Origin of the sequence: Cellulosimicrobium marinum (genome assembly GCF_020551945.1) — a bacterium.
In the GTDB taxonomy this organism is placed as follows: Bacteria; Actinomycetota; Actinomycetes; order Actinomycetales; family Cellulomonadaceae; genus Cellulosimicrobium; species Cellulosimicrobium marinum.
In genome coordinates this window covers 259,610-274,437 of sequence record NZ_JAJBZH010000001.1, presented here as the reverse complement: position 1 = coordinate 274,437, position 14,828 = coordinate 259,610, and the positions used below count along the sequence as shown (strand labels likewise).

Annotated in this window: 12 protein-coding genes; 4 read left to right on the top strand and 8 right to left on the bottom strand. The window is 74.4% G+C overall.

The genetic code is table 11. From position 1 onward, the window contains the following. Positions 1-96: 96 nt before the first annotated feature. The 6 genes from LGQ04_RS01185 to LGQ04_RS01160 all read right to left on the bottom strand — a co-directional run bounded on the left by LGQ04_RS01185 (position 97) and on the right by LGQ04_RS01160 (position 6,246). Entirely contained in the window at positions 97-498 is a 402-nt protein-coding gene (locus tag LGQ04_RS01185) for a hypothetical protein (RefSeq protein ID WP_229241646.1), read from the bottom strand. An 87-nt stretch (positions 499-585) separates the two neighbouring features. Then, the gene (locus LGQ04_RS01180) at positions 586-1,593 is read right to left on the bottom strand and encodes an endonuclease/exonuclease/phosphatase family protein (protein WP_229241645.1); all 1,008 of its coding nucleotides are present in this window, start codon (positions 1,591-1,593) and stop codon (positions 586-588) included. Between the two features lie 166 nt (positions 1,594-1,759). Then, positions 1,760-4,147, bottom strand: a complete 2,388-nt coding sequence (purL, locus tag LGQ04_RS01175; RefSeq protein ID WP_229241644.1) for a phosphoribosylformylglycinamidine synthase subunit PurL — start codon at positions 4,145-4,147, stop codon at positions 1,760-1,762. A 92-nt stretch (positions 4,148-4,239) separates the two neighbouring features. Continuing rightward, positions 4,240-4,626, bottom strand: coding sequence for a DUF1304 domain-containing protein (locus tag LGQ04_RS01170; protein WP_229241643.1), 387 nt, complete (start codon positions 4,624-4,626; stop codon positions 4,240-4,242). A 41-nt stretch (positions 4,627-4,667) separates the two neighbouring features. Then, on the bottom strand, positions 4,668-5,240 hold the full coding sequence (locus LGQ04_RS01165; protein ID WP_229241642.1) for a hypothetical protein: 573 nt from the start codon (positions 5,238-5,240) through the stop codon (positions 4,668-4,670). A 109-nt stretch (positions 5,241-5,349) separates the two neighbouring features. Next, positions 5,350-6,246, bottom strand: coding sequence for a LysR family transcriptional regulator (locus tag LGQ04_RS01160; protein ID WP_229241641.1), 897 nt, complete (start codon positions 6,244-6,246; stop codon positions 5,350-5,352). Between the two features lie 89 nt (positions 6,247-6,335). Between LGQ04_RS01160 and LGQ04_RS01155 the strand changes: the two genes are divergently transcribed. From LGQ04_RS01155 to LGQ04_RS01145, 3 genes are all read left to right on the top strand, one after another. Continuing rightward, complete coding sequence (locus LGQ04_RS01155) at positions 6,336-7,412, top strand: EamA family transporter (protein ID WP_229241640.1); 1,077 nt, start codon at positions 6,336-6,338, stop codon at positions 7,410-7,412. Positions 7,413-7,428: 16 nt separating this feature from the next. Continuing rightward, complete coding sequence (locus tag LGQ04_RS01150) at positions 7,429-8,895, top strand: APC family permease (protein WP_229241639.1); 1,467 nt, start codon at positions 7,429-7,431, stop codon at positions 8,893-8,895. A gap of 119 nt (positions 8,896-9,014) precedes the next feature. Then, complete coding sequence (locus tag LGQ04_RS01145) at positions 9,015-9,902, top strand: DUF2599 domain-containing protein (RefSeq protein ID WP_229241638.1); 888 nt, start codon at positions 9,015-9,017, stop codon at positions 9,900-9,902. A gap of 275 nt (positions 9,903-10,177) precedes the next feature. Here the strand turns inward: LGQ04_RS01145 and LGQ04_RS01140 are convergent, their stop codons facing one another. Both LGQ04_RS01140 and LGQ04_RS01135 read right to left on the bottom strand, forming a co-directional pair. After that, on the bottom strand, positions 10,178-12,310 hold the full coding sequence (locus LGQ04_RS01140) for an acyl-CoA dehydrogenase family protein (RefSeq protein WP_229241637.1): 2,133 nt from the start codon (positions 12,308-12,310) through the stop codon (positions 10,178-10,180). Further along, a complete protein-coding gene (locus LGQ04_RS01135) occupies positions 12,307-13,116 on the bottom strand; it encodes a TetR/AcrR family transcriptional regulator (RefSeq protein ID WP_229241636.1) in 810 nt (269 codons plus the stop codon). Before LGQ04_RS01135 ends, LGQ04_RS01140 begins: the two co-directional genes overlap by 4 nt. A 244-nt stretch (positions 13,117-13,360) precedes the next feature. Between LGQ04_RS01135 and LGQ04_RS01130 the strand changes: the two genes are divergently transcribed. Beyond that, complete coding sequence (locus LGQ04_RS01130; protein ID WP_372469872.1) at positions 13,361-14,803, top strand: acetyl-CoA C-acetyltransferase; 1,443 nt, start codon at positions 13,361-13,363, stop codon at positions 14,801-14,803. Positions 14,804-14,828: the final 25 nt, after the last annotated feature.

Here is a 14,828-nt window from a genome sequence, read left to right as displayed (position 1 = left end):
CTGCCGACTGTACGCCTGTACCGGAAACCCTCGGGCCGGGTGTTCCGCGGATCACGTGTCGCCCCCGTCACACGACGCGCGGGCCGCCCGCAGCGGTCACCAGCTCCAGCCGCGCGCGCTGAGCTCGAGCTCCTCGCGCAACCGCTCGTCGTCGTGCGCCCGCAGCCCCGCGCGCAGCGGCGCGTCCTCGACCGGCAGGCCCGTCAGGCGGCACGCCTCCCGCAGCAGCGCGTCGTACGCGCCCTGCACGGCCAGGTAGTGGTGGGCGCGCGCGTACACGTCCGGGTCCGCCTCGATGCGCCGCATCTCCGCCGCGAGCTCCGTGAGCCGCACCTGCAGCGCGAGCGTCCGCAGCGGGTCCGGGGGCCCGACCCGGCGACGACGCGGCACCGCCGCGCGCAGGGCCGCCACCACGTCCGGCCGGTGGCGCAGCAGCACCCGGACGACGGCGACCGTCGTGCACGCCGTCGCGCACCAGAACAGGAGCTGCCACGTCATCGTCAGCGACCTCGCACGCCCCACGGGTCCCGCGCCCAGGGACCCTCCCAGTCTAGGCACCGACCCGCCGCCCGGCCCAGGGAGTCGTCAGGGCCGCGGCACGTGCACGGTCGCGAGGATCGCCCGGTGGTCGCTCCCCCGCACCGCGACCGAGCCGACGTCGGTCACGACGTTCTCCCGGTCCGTCACCACGTGGTCGAGGTCCAGCAGGTCGGGCGTGCCGGGCCGCGCGGACCACGAGAGGTTGAGCCCATGCCCCGCGCTGCGCGTCGCGTCCTGGAAGCGGTCGCCCAGCAGCGCCCGGAACGACGCGTGGTCGTAGGTGGCGTTGAAGTCCCCCACGAGGACCTGCGGCTGCGCGTCGGCGCGCGCCCTCGCACCCAGGCGCAGCAGCTCGTCGTGCCACGTCGACGTGGTCCGCAGCAGCGGCGGCACCGGGTGGACGGCCGTGACCCGCACCGGGCGCCCGTCGAGCTCGACCGTCGCGGACGGCATCGCGAACGTCGAGAACGGCGTCAGGTCCACGTCGGTCAGCGGCAGCGCGCTCCACAGCCCGCTGCCCTCCGACCCGTTGCCCGCCTTGTCGTCCACGTGGTGCGGCAGGACCTCCTCCAGCCCCTCCGCCACGAGGCGCTCGCGGAAGTCCGCGGTGAGCTCGACGACGGCGAGCACCTGCACGTCCTCCGCGCGGACGAGGTCCACGACCTGCCGGGCGTCGGCCTGCCCGAGCCAGGCGTTGGCGCCGAGCACCCGCAGCGGCGCGGACCCGGTCGCGGGCGCGCGCTCCTCGGGGACGAAGAACGGCACGACCCACAGCGCCTGCCCGACGACGCACGCCGCCACGAGCAGCGCGAGGGCCCGACGCCGCGCGAGCAGCACCACGACCAGCAGCAGCGCGGCCGCGCCCGCGACCCAGGGCGTGAGCCCCACGAGCTGCGCGAACGGCACGGCCGCGTCGAACGGCACGAGGCGCACGAGCGTCATCGCGACGACGGCCGCCGTCGCCAGGCCCAGCACGACCCCGAGCACCGGGCCGCCCGGGCGACGACGGGTGGCGACGCGGGCGGGCGGGAGCGCGGTGGCCGTCGAGGTCATGCCCGGACTCTCCCAGCGCGCGCGGTCGCCGAGCCACGCCCCGCACCACGTCGCCCGCCGACCTCCACGAAACCCGCGCACGGCGACCGCCGAGCACGAGGTCGATGTCGTTCTGGGCCTCTTGACGACATCAACCTCGTGCTCGGCGGCCGGTCAGCCCACGATGTCAGCCGAAGATGCGCGGCAGCGTCCCGCGGAAGGCCTCGTCGGCCTCGGCCAGCGGGATCGTGAACAACCCGACGACGTCGAGCGTCTCGCCCGCGTCCGCCGCGGCGGCGGGGTCCGTGCCCGTCTCGCCGATCTTCACGACCGGGACGCCGCGCGCCACGCACGCGTCGACGAGCTTGCTCTCTTCACCCCGCGGCACGGAGACCAGCGCACGCGCCGTCGACTCGGAGAACAGCGCCTCGAACGGCGTGACGCCGTCGCGCTCGGTGATCGCGTCGAGCGACACGCTCGCGCCGACCCCGAACCGCAGCGACGCCTCGAGCAGGCCCTGGACGAGGCCGCCCTCGGACAGGTCGTGCGCCGCGGAGACGAGGTCGTCGCGGCTCGCGTTGACCAGCACCCCGGCGAGCGCCTTCTCGGCCGCGAGGTCGACGCGCGGCGGGACACCGCCGAGGTGGCCGTGCTCGACGTCGGCCCAGGCCGACCCGTCGAGCTCGCCGCGCGTGGTGCCCAGCAGGTAGATGGCCTCGCCGGTCTCGCGCCAGCCCGAGGGCGTGGCGTGCGCGACGTCGTCGAGCACGCCCAGGACGCCCACGACGGGGGTCGGGTGGATCGACGAGTCGATCTGCCCGGGCTCGCCCGTGCCGTTGTAGAGCGAGACGTTGCCGCCCGTGACGGGCGTGCCGAGCTCGCGGCACGCGTCCGCGAGGCCCTCGATCGCCTCGACGAGCTGCCACATCGAGTCCGGGTCCTCCGGCGAGCCGAAGTTCAGGCAGTCCGTCACGGCGAGCGGGCGAGCGCCCGTCGTCGCGACGTTGCGGTACGCCTCGGCGAGCGCGAGCTGGGCGCCCGTGCGCGGGTCGAGCTTGCCGTACCGGCCGTTCGCGTCCGTCGCGAGCGCGACCCCGAGGCCCGTCGTCTCGTCGACGCGCACGACACCCGAGTCGTCGGGCTGGGCGAGAGCCGTGTTGCCCTGGACGAACCGGTCGTACTGGTTCGTCACCCACTCCTTCGACGCGAGGTTCGGCGAGGCGAGCAGGCGCAGCGCCGTGGCGCGCAGGTCGTCGCCGGTCTCCGGACGGGCGAGGCGAGCCGCGCCGTCGGGCCCCGAGACGGTGTCCGCGTTCAGCCCGTCCTGCCACGTCGGGCGCGCGTACGGCCGGTGGTACACCGGGCCCTCGTGCGCGACCGTGCGCGGGTCGACGTCGACGATGCGCTGCCCGTGGTGGTCGATCGTCAGGCGGCCGGAGTCGTTGACCTCGCCGATGACGGCCGTCTCGACGTCCCACTTCCCGGTGATCGCGAGGAACGCGTCGAGCTTGTCCGGCGCGACGACCGCCATCATGCGCTCCTGCGACTCCGACATGAGGATCTCGCCCGCGTTGAGCGTGGGGTCGCGCAGCAGGACGTCGTCGAGCCACACGTGCATGCCGCCGTCGCCGTTGGAGGCGAGCTCCGACGTCGCGCAGGAGATGCCCGCGGCACCGAGGTCCTGGATGCCCTCGACGACCTTCGCCGCGTAGAGCTCGAGGCAGCACTCGATGAGCACCTTCTCCATGAAGGGGTCGCCCACCTGCACGCTCGGGCGCTTCGCGGGGACGCCGTCCTCGAACGTCTCCGACGCGAGGATCGAGGCGCCGCCGATGCCGTCGCCGCCCGTGCGCGCACCGAACAGGACGACCTTGTTGCCCACGCCCGAGGCGTTGGCGAGGTGGATGTCCTCGTGGCGCAGCACGCCGAGGCACAGCGCGTTGACGAGCGGGTTGCCCTGGTACGACGGGTCGAACACGAGCTCGCCGCCGATGTTCGGCAGGCCGAGCGAGTTGCCGTAGCCGCCGACGCCCGACACCACGCCGTGGACCACGCGGGCCGTGTCCGGGTGGTCGACCGCGCCGAAGCGGAGCTGGTCCATGACGGCGACCGGGCGCGCGCCCATCGAGATGATGTCGCGGACGATGCCGCCGACGCCCGTCGCGGCGCCCTGGTAGGGCTCGACGAACGACGGGTGGTTGTGCGACTCGACCTTGAACGTCACGGCCCAGCCGTCGCCGATGTCGACGACACCCGCGTTCTCGCCGATGCCGACGAGCAGGTGCTCCTTCATCTCGTCGGTCGTGGCCCTGCCGAACGACGACAGGTGCACCTTGGACGACTTGTAGGAGCAGTGCTCGGACCACATCACGGAGTACATGGCGAGCTCCGCGGCCGTCGGGCGGCGCCCGAGGATGTCGCGGATGCGCTGGTACTCGTCGGGCTTGAGGCCGAGCTCGGCGAACGGCTGGACCTCGTCGGGGGTGGCTGCGGCCTGCTCGACCGTGTCCAACGTCGGTCGAGCGGCGCTGGGAGCAGCAGGGCGTGCGGAGGCCTGGGGTGCGGGGGCGGTCATCGGTTCCCTCGGGTGGACGCTGACGGGGAGCGCACGACGGCGCGCGGCCAGTCTACCGGCGGTTCGCCGACCGGTCGGCTGCCGCCCGAGGCTCAGGACACCAGGCCCACGACGACGCCGACCGCGCCGAGGAGCGGAGGGACGAGCTGCACGAGCGCCGCCCGCGCCTTCGACGGCGACGACACGAGCAGCACGGCACCCGCCGCGACCATGCACCCGGTCCCCGCGAGCACGAGGGTCGCGCCCGCCGTCGTCCACCCCGCCGCGTGCAGGACGATCCCGAGCAGGACGAGGACGGCGAGGAAGAGGTTGTAGAACCCCTGGTTGAACGCGAGCTCCCTCGTCTGCTCGGCCTGCTCGCGGGTGGTCCCGAACGTCGCGCGCGTGCGCGCGCTCGTCCACGTGAGCGACTCCATGACGAAGATCCAGACGTGGACCGCCGCGGCGACCCCCGCGAGCACCAGCCCGACGACGAGCACGGCGCCTCCCTCCGGCCCTCGGGCCCCGACGGGAGCCGGCGTCAGGCCGTCGGCTCGGTGTCCTCACCCTTCCACAGGAAGGGCTCGGCGACCGCGAGCGCCACGGCGACCCCGGCCATCGCGACGCCGACACGGGTGTGCGGCAGGCGCACGCCGCGCTCGCGCAGCCTCTCGCCGCGGCGGTACGCCCACTTCTCCCCCGCGACGACGAGAGCCGCGCTCAGCGCGACCGCCCCGACGCTCGCGGCGGCGAGCACCGCCGGCGGGACGGGGAACGGGGCGTCGTCGACGGCGGGGACGTAGGCGTTGTCCTCGCGCGGGCCGTCGTCGGGCGTCCCGTCGGACGCCTCCCCGTCCGTGGGGAGGGTGCCGTCGGCGGCCGCGCGGGCCGTGTCCCGCAGGGTGCGCACCGCGTCCTGCAGGTCGCGACCGTCGCGCGTCGCGGTCACCGTGGCGACCGCACCGGCCACGCCGACCACCGACTTGAGCAGGGCGCGCACGCCCCGGCGGCGGGCGACGTCGGGCACGGCGTACCAGGCGAGGGTCATCGCCCCGGCGACCGCGACGGCCGTGGGGTCGGGGGTGCGTCGGGCGGTCGGGGTGTCCGCGGTCATCGGTGCCCTTCTCGTCGGGGCGCGGCGTCCGGTTCTCGGCAGCGCGCGGGTCGTGCGTCGAGGTCTCCTGGTGCCCAACGGCCCGGGCCCGGTCGGAGTTCCGGCACCGTCAGGGCACGACGTCGCGCAGCCGCTCCCGCAGGAACCGCACCGCGGGCGCGTCGGACATCGTCGCGCGCCACACGACGGTCACGGGCCGCGTGGGGACGGGCTCGCGCACCGGGACGGCGGCGACGTCGGCGGGCAGCGGTCCGCGGCCGAGGCGCGGGACGAGCGCCACGGCGAGCCCGTGCCGGACGAGCTCGACCTGCGACGCGAACTCCAGGCACCGGTAGTCGATGCGCGGCACGCGGGGCTCGCGGGCGAACATGTGGCAGAACCACTCGTAGCAGATCGTGCCGTCGGGCGTGCAGACCCACGTCTCGTCGAGGAGGTCCGCGGGCGTCAGGGTCTCGCGGGCGGCGAGCGGGCTCGACCGGTGCACGAGCACGTCCGCCTCGTCGCGGAACAGCTCCTCGCTGCGCAGGGCGGGCGGCAGCGAGATCCCCACACCCTCCCAGTGGTGCACGAGCGCGAGGTCGAGGGTGCCCGCGGCGACGGCGGCCACCGCGTCCCAGGGCTCGAGCTCCTGCACGACGACGCGCAGGTCCGGCTCGTCCGCGCGGACCCCGGCGAGCAGCGGGGCGACGACGCCGCGCGCCGCGGTGGAGAACGTCCCGAGGCGCACGGTGCCGGTGGGGCGGGCCCCGGCGTCGTGCAGGCGCGCGCGCAGCGCCTCGACCTGCTCGCGCAGGACGCGGCCCTCGTCGACGACGCGGCGCCCCGCGGCGGTGAGGACGACGCCGCGTCCGGCCCGGTCGAGCAGGCGCACCCCGAGCTCGCGTTCCAGCCGCTTGACCTGCTGCGACACGGCCGACGGCGTGTACCCCAGGTCGCGGGCGGCGGCGTGCACGGTGCCGGTGCGGTCGACGGCGACGAGCGCGTCCACGGCGGCGAGGTCGATCATCCCTCGACGGTACCGTGCAGCCACGCTTCCGGGAACTCGTCATGATCGTTCGCTGGACGTGCACGATCGGGCGGGGGCACGCTGACCGCATGCCCCTGCGCCCCTCCCTCCTCGCGACCCTCGTCGCCGTGCTCTGGGGAGCGAACTTCGTCGTCATCGACCTCGGCCTCGGCGACCTGCCGCCCACGCTCTTCGTCGCCCTGCGGTTCGCCGTCGTGCTCGTCCCCGCGATCTTCCTCGTCCCGCGCCCCACCGCCCGGTGGCGCGACGTCCTGCTCGTCGGCCTGTTCATGAGCCTCGGCCAGTTCGGCCTGCTCTACACGGCGCTGTCCCTCGGCATGCCGCCCGGCCTCGCCTCCCTCGTCCTCCAGGCGCAGGTCGGCCTCACCGTCCTCTTCGCCGCCCTGTCCCTGCGCGAGTCGCCGACACGCCGCCAGGTCGTCGGGGTCGTCGTCGGGGCGCTCGGCCTCCTCGTCGTCGGTCTCGGCCGCAGCGAGACGACGCCGGCGCTCGCCTTCCTGCTCACCCTCGCCGCCGCGTCGTCGTGGGCGGTCGGGAACGTCGTCGCGCGCCGGGCGGGCAGGCGTGACCGGAGTACTACCTCGCGGGACCAGCGTTCTACCTCGCGGGACCAGCGTTCTACCTCGCGTGACCAGCGTTCTACCTCGCGTGACCAGCGTTCTACCTCGCGCGACCGGGGTGCTCCCTCGCGGGGGCGGCGCGGTGCGCCCGCGTGGGCGGACGGGCTGTCGATGACCGTCTGGTCCGCGCTCGTCGTGCCGGTCCCCCTGCTCGGGCTGTCGCTCTGGGTCGACGGGCCGGACGCCGTCGGGCACGCCCTCACCCACCTGACGCTCGCCCCCGTGCTGTCCACGCTGTACACGGCGTGGCTCGCGAGCCTCGTCGGGTACGGCGTCTGGAACGGGCTGCTCGCGCGCTACCCGGCGTCGGCGGTCGTGCCCTTCACGATGCTCGTCCCTCCCGTCGGGATCCTCGCCGCGTGGCTCGTGCTCGGTGAGGTGCCGAACCCGGCCGAGGCGACCGGCGGCGTCGTGCTCCTCCTGGGCGTCGCGATCACCACCGGCGTGCTGCGCCGCGACACGCCCCGGATCGCCGTGGCGGCCAGGACCCCGGCGCGGTCCAATGGAGGTCCAGGACGTCCGTGAGCGCGAGGGGGCCGTCATGACCGAGGACGCCGGCACGACCACCGAGCGCGACGGGCGGCCCGAGCTGCGCCGCGTCATGGGCCCCAAGCTCCTCCTGCTGTTCATCGTCGGGGACATCCTCGGCACGGGCGTCTACGCCCTCACCGGTCAGGTCGCGGGCGAGGTGGGCGGGGCGGCGTGGCTGCCGTTCCTGCTCGCCTTCGTCGTCGCGACGATCACCGCTTTCTCCTACCTCGAGCTCGTCACCAAGTACCCGAGCGCCGCGGGCGCCGCCCTCTACACGCACAAGGCGTTCGGCATCCACCTGCTCACGTTCGTCGTCGCGTTCATGGTCATGAGCTCGGGCATCACCTCCGCGTCGACGGCGTCCAACGCGTTCGCCGGGTTCGTGTCCGACGGGTTCGGCCTCGACCTCGACGTCGGGGGCGCCGGACGCCTGTGGATCGCGCTCGGGTTCATGGCGCTCGTCGCGCTCGTCAACTTCCGTGGCGTCGGCGAGAGCGTGCGCGCCAACGTCGTGCTGTCCCTCGTCGAGCTGTCCGGCCTGCTCCTCGTGATCTTCGTGGGCCTGTGGGCCGCGACGCAGGGCAGGGCCGACTTCTCGCGCGTCGTCGTGTTCGAGTCCGCCGACGACAAGAGCGTGTTCCTCGCCGTCACCGCCGCGACGACCCTCGCGTTCTTCGCCATGGTCGGGTTCGAGGACTCCGTGAACATGGCCGAGGAGTGCACGAACCCCGTGCGCGACTTCCCCCGCATGATGCTCACCGGGCTGTCCATCACCGGTGTCATCTACGTGCTCGTCGCCGTCACCGCCGTCGCGCTCGTCCCCGTCGGCGACCTCGTCGACGAGTCGAAGGGCTCCGCGCTCACCCAGGTCGTCGCCGTCGGCGCGCCGAACCTGCCCTTCGCGACCATCTTCCCGTTCATCGGCATGTTCGCCGTCGCGAACTCCGCCCTCATCAACATGCTCATGGCGTCCCGCCTGCTCTACGGCATGGCGAACCAGGGCGTGCTCCCCCGCGCGTTCGGGCAGGTGCACCCCTTCCGCCGCACCCCGTGGGTCTCGATCGTCGTGACGACGGCCATCGCGTTCGGCCTCATCACGTACGTCGTGCGGCAGTCCGCGACCGAGGGCGGCGCGAACGCCGTCGCGCTGCTCGGCGGGACGACGTCCCTGCTGCTGCTCGTCGTGTTCACCGTCGTCAACGTCGCGCTGCTCGTGCTGCGCCGCCGACCCGTCGACCACGAGCACTTCCGGACCCGCACCCCCCTCGCCGTGCTCGGCGCCGTCACGTGCGGCTACCTCGCCGGCCCGTGGGCACGCAGCGCCGAGCAGCAGGAGCAGTACGTCATCGCCGGTGCGCTCGTCGGGCTCGGCGTCGTGCTCTCCTTCCTCACCTGGCTGTGGAACCGTGCCGTCCGCAAGCGGCAGATCGCCTTCACCGACGTCTCGCGCCTCGACGACGACGTCGACGAGCGCTGACGACCTGTCGCACGCGCCCGCGAGGCCCCATGATGAGCGCATGGACCTTCGCGCCGACACCGCGCGCCGCTGGGCCGGCCTCCTCGACGTCGTGGCCGCACTCGAGCGCCTGTGATCGCGTGCTGACCCGCGTCGCCGCGGGGTCCGTGGTCCTCGCCGTGCTCGCGACGGCGGCGTGCACGTCGGCGCCAAGCCCGAGCGGCACGGCCACCGGCACGGAGACGCACGCCCCCTCGGACGCTGCCCGAGACCCTGCGCAGGAGGACGGGACCGGCGACGGCCCGACCACCCCCGACCCGGCCGCACCGCCGGTCGTGCTGTCCTCCGGCGACGTGGAGATCGAGGTCGTCTCCCCGCCGGACGCCGGCGTGCGGCTCGACCCCGACGGCGAGGGGGCGACGACCCTGACCGTCGGGGGCGGCAGCGGCTCCGTCGGCCTCCGGCTCTCCGACGACGTGACCTTCCTCGCGAACACCGACGGGACCGTCACCGTGCTCGACGCCGCGGGGTCGCCCGTGGGTGGGCTCACCGCCCCGCGCGCCACCGGCACCGGCACACGCGCCGGGGACGCGCGGCTCGTCGTCGTGGACGCGCGACGCGTCGAGATCCGCACCCCGGACCGGGCGACCGACCCGGCCGAGGAGGGCGCGACGTCGGGCACGGGGACCACGAAGGGCACGGAGACCGAGGAGGGCACGGGGACCGTCACCGTGACGACGACGCTCGGCACCGACCCGCTGCGCTCCGCCGAGTGGGGCGAGAACGAGGGCGGGCGGTCGCTCGCCGTCGACCCGACGGCGTGGGCGCGGTCCGCCGGAGTCGCGGGACGCGCGGTGCTGTGGGAGGCGCTCGTGGCGGCGGAGCCCGAGGCCGGGACGCCCGGCATGCACGACCAGCTGGTCTGCCACGCCCTCGGCGCGCCCGACAAGGCGACGTGGAACCTCGAGCCGTGGAGACCCGACGTCGGGCTCGTCGCCGTGGTCGCCGCCCGCTGCAACCCGACCTGACCCGCACGCGACCCGCCCGGCCCGGCCCGCCTGCCGACCACGAGCCTCCTCGCCCGCGAACACGAGCCTGATGCCGTTATACGGGCGAGAACAACAGCAACCTCGTGCTCGGCGGGACAGGGTGCGGGACGCCGACGGGCGCCGTGACGGCTGGTGGTCGTCACGGCGCCCGGGAGGACCCTCGACCGGCGGTACCGCTCCGCCGTGCGTGGTCGAGGAGTGGGTCGCGCACCGGGCGGCCACCTCAGGTCGAGGCGGGCGCCCGGCGCGCGGCGTCAGTGGCGGGTGGCCACCGACGAGCCCTTCGAGGCCTTCTCGGCCTTGCGCAGCGACTTCTCGCTGACCGGCTGGTCGCCGCTCGCGCGCAGCCGCCGGTAGTAGTCGCGCGCCTCGTCCTGGCGCTCCTTCTCCGCGCCCGACGCGATCTTCGCGCGCAGGTGCTCCGGACCGTAGCCCCACGCGTCGACGAGGTCCTGCGCGTGCGGGCGCAGCCGGTCGATCAGGCGGTCGAGGTAGCTCGTCACCGTGCGGGCGCGCTGCGCCGACAGGCGCCCGTTGAGCAGGTACCAGGCGAGGTGACGCTCCACGAGGCTGAGACCGAACAGGTCGCGCACCGTCGTGAGCACCTCGCGGGTGCCGGCGTCCTCGACCGTCGACAGGGCCTGCGTGAACGCCTCCCACCGCAGCAGCTCCGCGTGCGCGCGGGCCGCCTCGACGAGCTCGACCTGGTGGGCGTTGAACAGGTTCGCCGCCGTCTCCGGGTCCGCCTTCTGCGCGGGGCGCAGCGCCTGCGCGACCTCCGCGACCATCGTCTCGACGCGGTCCGTGAGCAGCTCGCGCTGCGTCTCCGGGTCGCGCAGGTGACCCGCCGCACGACGCGGGTCGCCCACGTCGGCGAGCGCCTGCGCCGCGCGCTTCAGCGGCGTGCGGTGCAGGGCCATGTCACCGGCGCGCTCGACGACGACGCGCGCCATCTGCCCCGGCGTGATGCCCTTGAACTGCTTGCCGTAGTCGGCGAGCAGTCGCTTCGCGACGAGCTGGAGCAGCACCGTGTTGTCGCCCTCGAACGTCGCGTAGACGTCGAGGTCGGCGTGCAGGCTCGTGATGCGGTTCTCCGTGAGGAAGCCCGCGCCGCCGCACGCCTCGCGCGTCTCCTGGAGGGTGTCGAGCGCGAACCGGGTGCTCGTCGCCTTGAGCGCGGCGGCCGTGGTCTCCAGGTCCTCGCGCTGCTCCGGGGTGTCCTCCTCGCCGGAGAACACGGAGTGGAACAGGTCGAGCAGGCGGTCGTGCGCGAAGTGCGCGGCGTACGCCTCCGCGATCGGCACGATCAGCCGGCGCTTGTGCGTGCCGTAGTCGAGAAGCACGACCTCGTCCGTCGACGACGCCCCCGTGAACTGGCGGCGCTCGTTCGCGTAGCGCACCGCGATCGCCAGGCCGAGCTTCGCGGCGGTGACCGCGGCGCCGTCGAGCGACACCCGCCCCTGGACGAGCGAGCCCAGCATGGTGAAGAAGCGGCGCCCGGGGCTGTCGATCGGGCTCGAGTAGGTGCCGTCCGCCGCGACCGACCCGTACCGCGCGAGGAGGTCCGTGCGCGGGACGCGCACGTGGTCGAAGTGCAGGCGGCCGTTGTCGATGCCGTTGAGGCCGCCCTTCTGGCCGTCGTCCTCGCCGCCGACGCCCGGCAGGAACGGCAGACGGCCGAGCTCGTCGCGCTCGCCCTGCGGGTCGCGGATCGGCACGTAGAACGCGTGCACGCCGTGGTCGACGTTCTTCGTGATCAGCTGCGCGAACACGACGGCGGCGGTGGCGTGCACGGCCGCGTTGCCGAGGTAGTCCTTCCACGCCCCGCGGAACGGGGTGTGGATGACGAACTCGTCCGTCTCGGGGTCGTAGGTCGCCGTGGTGCCGATGCTCGCGACGTCGGACCCGTGCCCGGTCTCCGTCATCGCGAACGCGCCGGGGACGGACAGGTCCATCGCGCCGGGGAGCAGGCGGTCCTGCTGCTCGGGCGTGCCGAGATGGAGGATCGCCGAGGCGAACAGCCCCCACTGGACGCCCGCCTTGATCTGCAGCGACGGGTCCGCGGCGACGAGCTCCTCGAACCCGGCGAGGTTGCCGCCGGGGTCGTTCGCGCCGCCGAGGCGCTCGGGGAACGCGCGCCACACCTGCTTCTTGCCCACGAGCAGGTGCATCTGCTCCAGGACGTGCTCGCGGTGCACCTCCTTGCTCTGGCCCTCGACGCGCCAGAACGCCGGCTCGCCCGCCGTCGCCCGCGCCGTCATGCGCAGCTCGGCCCACCGGCCGAGGAGGAGACGCTCCAGGCCGGGCACGTCCACGCGCGCGTCGGAGCCGGTCGTGAGGGAGCCGTCCACCGGGCTGAGGGCGGGACGGTCGGACGTGGCGGTCATCGGGTCTCCTGGGGGTCTGAGGACGGCGCGGCCGACGAGGGCGCGGTCGTGCGGGGAGCGTTCTCGGGTCGGGGAGCGTTCTCGGGGCGGGAGCCGCCCGGGTTGTGGGAGAGGACGCCGACGGGCCCGGACCACAGCCACGAGGCGACGCGCTCGGTGAGCTGCTCACGGTCCGGGGTGTCCGGGGCGGCGCGGTGCGCGAGCCACCACTCGCCCGCCCCGCGGACGAAGCCGACGGCGCCCGCGGCCCACGCCGCGGCGTCGGCGGGCGGGACGTCCGTCACGCGGGCGAACGGCTCGGCGACGAGCTCGATGACGGAGTCGAGGAACGCGGCGAGCGGGGCCCGCGCACCGGTGCCCGCACCGGCGGTGACGACGCCCGCGGTGTCCTGCGTCCCGGCGACCGCGCTCGTGCGGGTGACGAAGTAGTAGACGTTGGGCGAGCTCTCGATCATCTCGAGATACACGCCGACCATCGCGCGCAGGGCGCGCTTGGGGGTCTCGGCGGCCTCGGCGGCCTGGGTCAGCGCGTCGTGCATCTGCCCGACGACAGCGGCGCCGAGCGCGACCTGCAGGCCCGTCTTGTCGTCGAAGTAGCGGTAGATGATCGACTTCGAGGTGCCCGACGCGGCGGCGATCTCGTCCATGGAGACGCCGGGGCCGCCGCGGTGCACGGCCTTGCTGGCGGCACGGATGAGCTCCGCGCGCCGTGCGGCCCGGTGCTCGTCCCAGCGGGTGGAGCGTCCGTCCACCGTGGGCCGGCCCGCTGCCGGGCGGGCACCCACCCCGCTCACGCTTGCGTTCACGCTCGTCCTCCGTCGCGACGTCGGTGTCGTCGTGAGCCTGCCCGGCACGTCCGGGCACGGCAGGTCCCTGTGACCCGACTCACGATACTGACAGTATCAGGTACTGTTGGTCTTGGACACCCGCCCTGGTCCGGCCCCTCCCGCCGGACGCGACGACGGCGGGGACGGGAGCGGGTCGACCAGGCCGCCCCGGAGACCGACGAGCAACGCAGCGCAGCGAGTGCGGACGAGGAAGGCAGGCGCAGTGGCCACGAGGAAGACGCCGGCGACGAGCACGACGAGCGACCGGACCACCCAGCAGAGCACCACCCCGGACGGCGCGGGCACGCCCGGCGTGCGCGACGCGTACGTCGTCGGCGGCAACCGGATCCCCTTCGCCCGCGCCGGCGGGAAGTACTCGCGGGCGAGCAACCAGGAGATGTTCACCGCCGCGCTCGAGGGCCTCGTCGCGCGCTTCGGCCTGCAGGGCGAGCGCATCGGCGAGGTCGTCGGCGGTGCTGTGCTCAAGCACTCCCGCGACTTCAACCTCGTCCGCGAGTCGGTCCTCGGCTCGTCGCTGTCGCCGCAGACCCCCGCGTACGACCTGCAGCAGGCCTGCGCCACCGGCCTCGAGGCGACGGTCACCGTCGCGAACAAGATCCGCCTCGGCCAGGTCGAGTCCGGCATCGCGGGCGGCACCGACACCGTCTCCGACGCCCCGATCGCCGTGAGCGAGGGCCTGCGCCGCGCGCTGCTCGACGCCTCGCACGCGAAGACCTTCCCGGCACGCCTCAAGGCCTTCGCGTCGATCCGCCCGTCGGACCTCGCACCCCTGACCCCCGCGACCGACGAGCCCCGCACCGGCCTGTCGATGGGCGAGCACCAGGCCGTCACGACGGCGCGCTGGGGCATCACCCGCGAGGCGCAGGACGAGCTCGCCCTCGCCTCCCACCAGCACCTCGCCGCGGCCTGGGACGCCGGGTTCTTCGACGACCTCGTCACGCCGTTCCGCGGCCTCGTGCGCGACCAGAACCTGCGCGCCGACTCCTCGCTGGAGAAGCTCGCGTCGCTCAAGCCGGTGTACGGAAAGCGCCTCGCCGGGTCGGAGGGCGGCGCCGAGCCCAGCATGACCGCGGGCAACTCCACCCCGCTGACCGACGGCGCGTCGACCGTCCTCCTCGCGTCGCGCGAGTGGGCGACGGCGCGCGACCTGCCGCTGCTCGCCCGCGTCGTCGACGCCGAGACCGCGGCCGTGGACTTCGTGCACGGGCACGAGGGTCTGCTCATGGCGCCCGTCCACGCCGTCCCGCGCCTGCTCGCGCGCAACGGCCTCACCCTGGGCGACTTCGACCTGTACGAGATCCACGAGGCGTTCGCCTCCACCGTCCTCTCGACCCTCAAGGCCTGGGAGGACGACGAGTACTGCCGCACCGAGCTCGGCCTCGACGGCGCCCTCGGGTCGATCGACCGGTCGCGACTCAACGTCAACGGCTCGTCGCTCGCCGCGGGGCACCCCTTCGCCGCGACCGGCGGACGCATCGTCGCGACGGCCGCCAAGCTGCTCGCCGCCCGCGCGGCCGAGACCGGCCGACCCGCCCGCGCCCTCGTCTCCGTGTGCGCAGCCGGCGGCCTCGGCGTCGCCGCGATCCTCGAGTCGGTGCCCACCGACGACCAGGCCGGCAAGCCCGCCACCCCCGACGCCGCGTGACCGGCCCGACGACCGAGAGGACCAC

Excerpts from the sequence above, each read along its gene's own strand:
- LGQ04_RS01185 (WP_229241646.1), bottom strand. The coding sequence starts at position 498 with ATGACGTGGCAGCTCCTGTTCTGGTGCGCGACGGCGTGCACGACGGTC.
- LGQ04_RS01180 (WP_229241645.1), bottom strand. The coding sequence starts at position 1,593 with ATGACCTCGACGGCCACCGCGCTCCCGCCCGCCCGCGTCGCCACCCGT.
- purL (WP_229241644.1), bottom strand. The coding sequence starts at position 4,147 with ATGACCGCCCCCGCACCCCAGGCCTCCGCACGCCCTGCTGCTCCCAGC.
- LGQ04_RS01165 (WP_229241642.1), bottom strand. The coding sequence starts at position 5,240 with ATGACCGCGGACACCCCGACCGCCCGACGCACCCCCGACCCCACGGCC.
- LGQ04_RS01160 (WP_229241641.1), bottom strand. The coding sequence starts at position 6,246 with ATGATCGACCTCGCCGCCGTGGACGCGCTCGTCGCCGTCGACCGCACC.
- LGQ04_RS01155 (WP_229241640.1), top strand. The coding sequence starts at position 6,336 with ATGCCCCTGCGCCCCTCCCTCCTCGCGACCCTCGTCGCCGTGCTCTGG.
- LGQ04_RS01150 (WP_229241639.1), top strand. The coding sequence starts at position 7,429 with ATGACCGAGGACGCCGGCACGACCACCGAGCGCGACGGGCGGCCCGAG.
- LGQ04_RS01140 (WP_229241637.1), bottom strand. The coding sequence starts at position 12,310 with ATGACCGCCACGTCCGACCGTCCCGCCCTCAGCCCGGTGGACGGCTCC.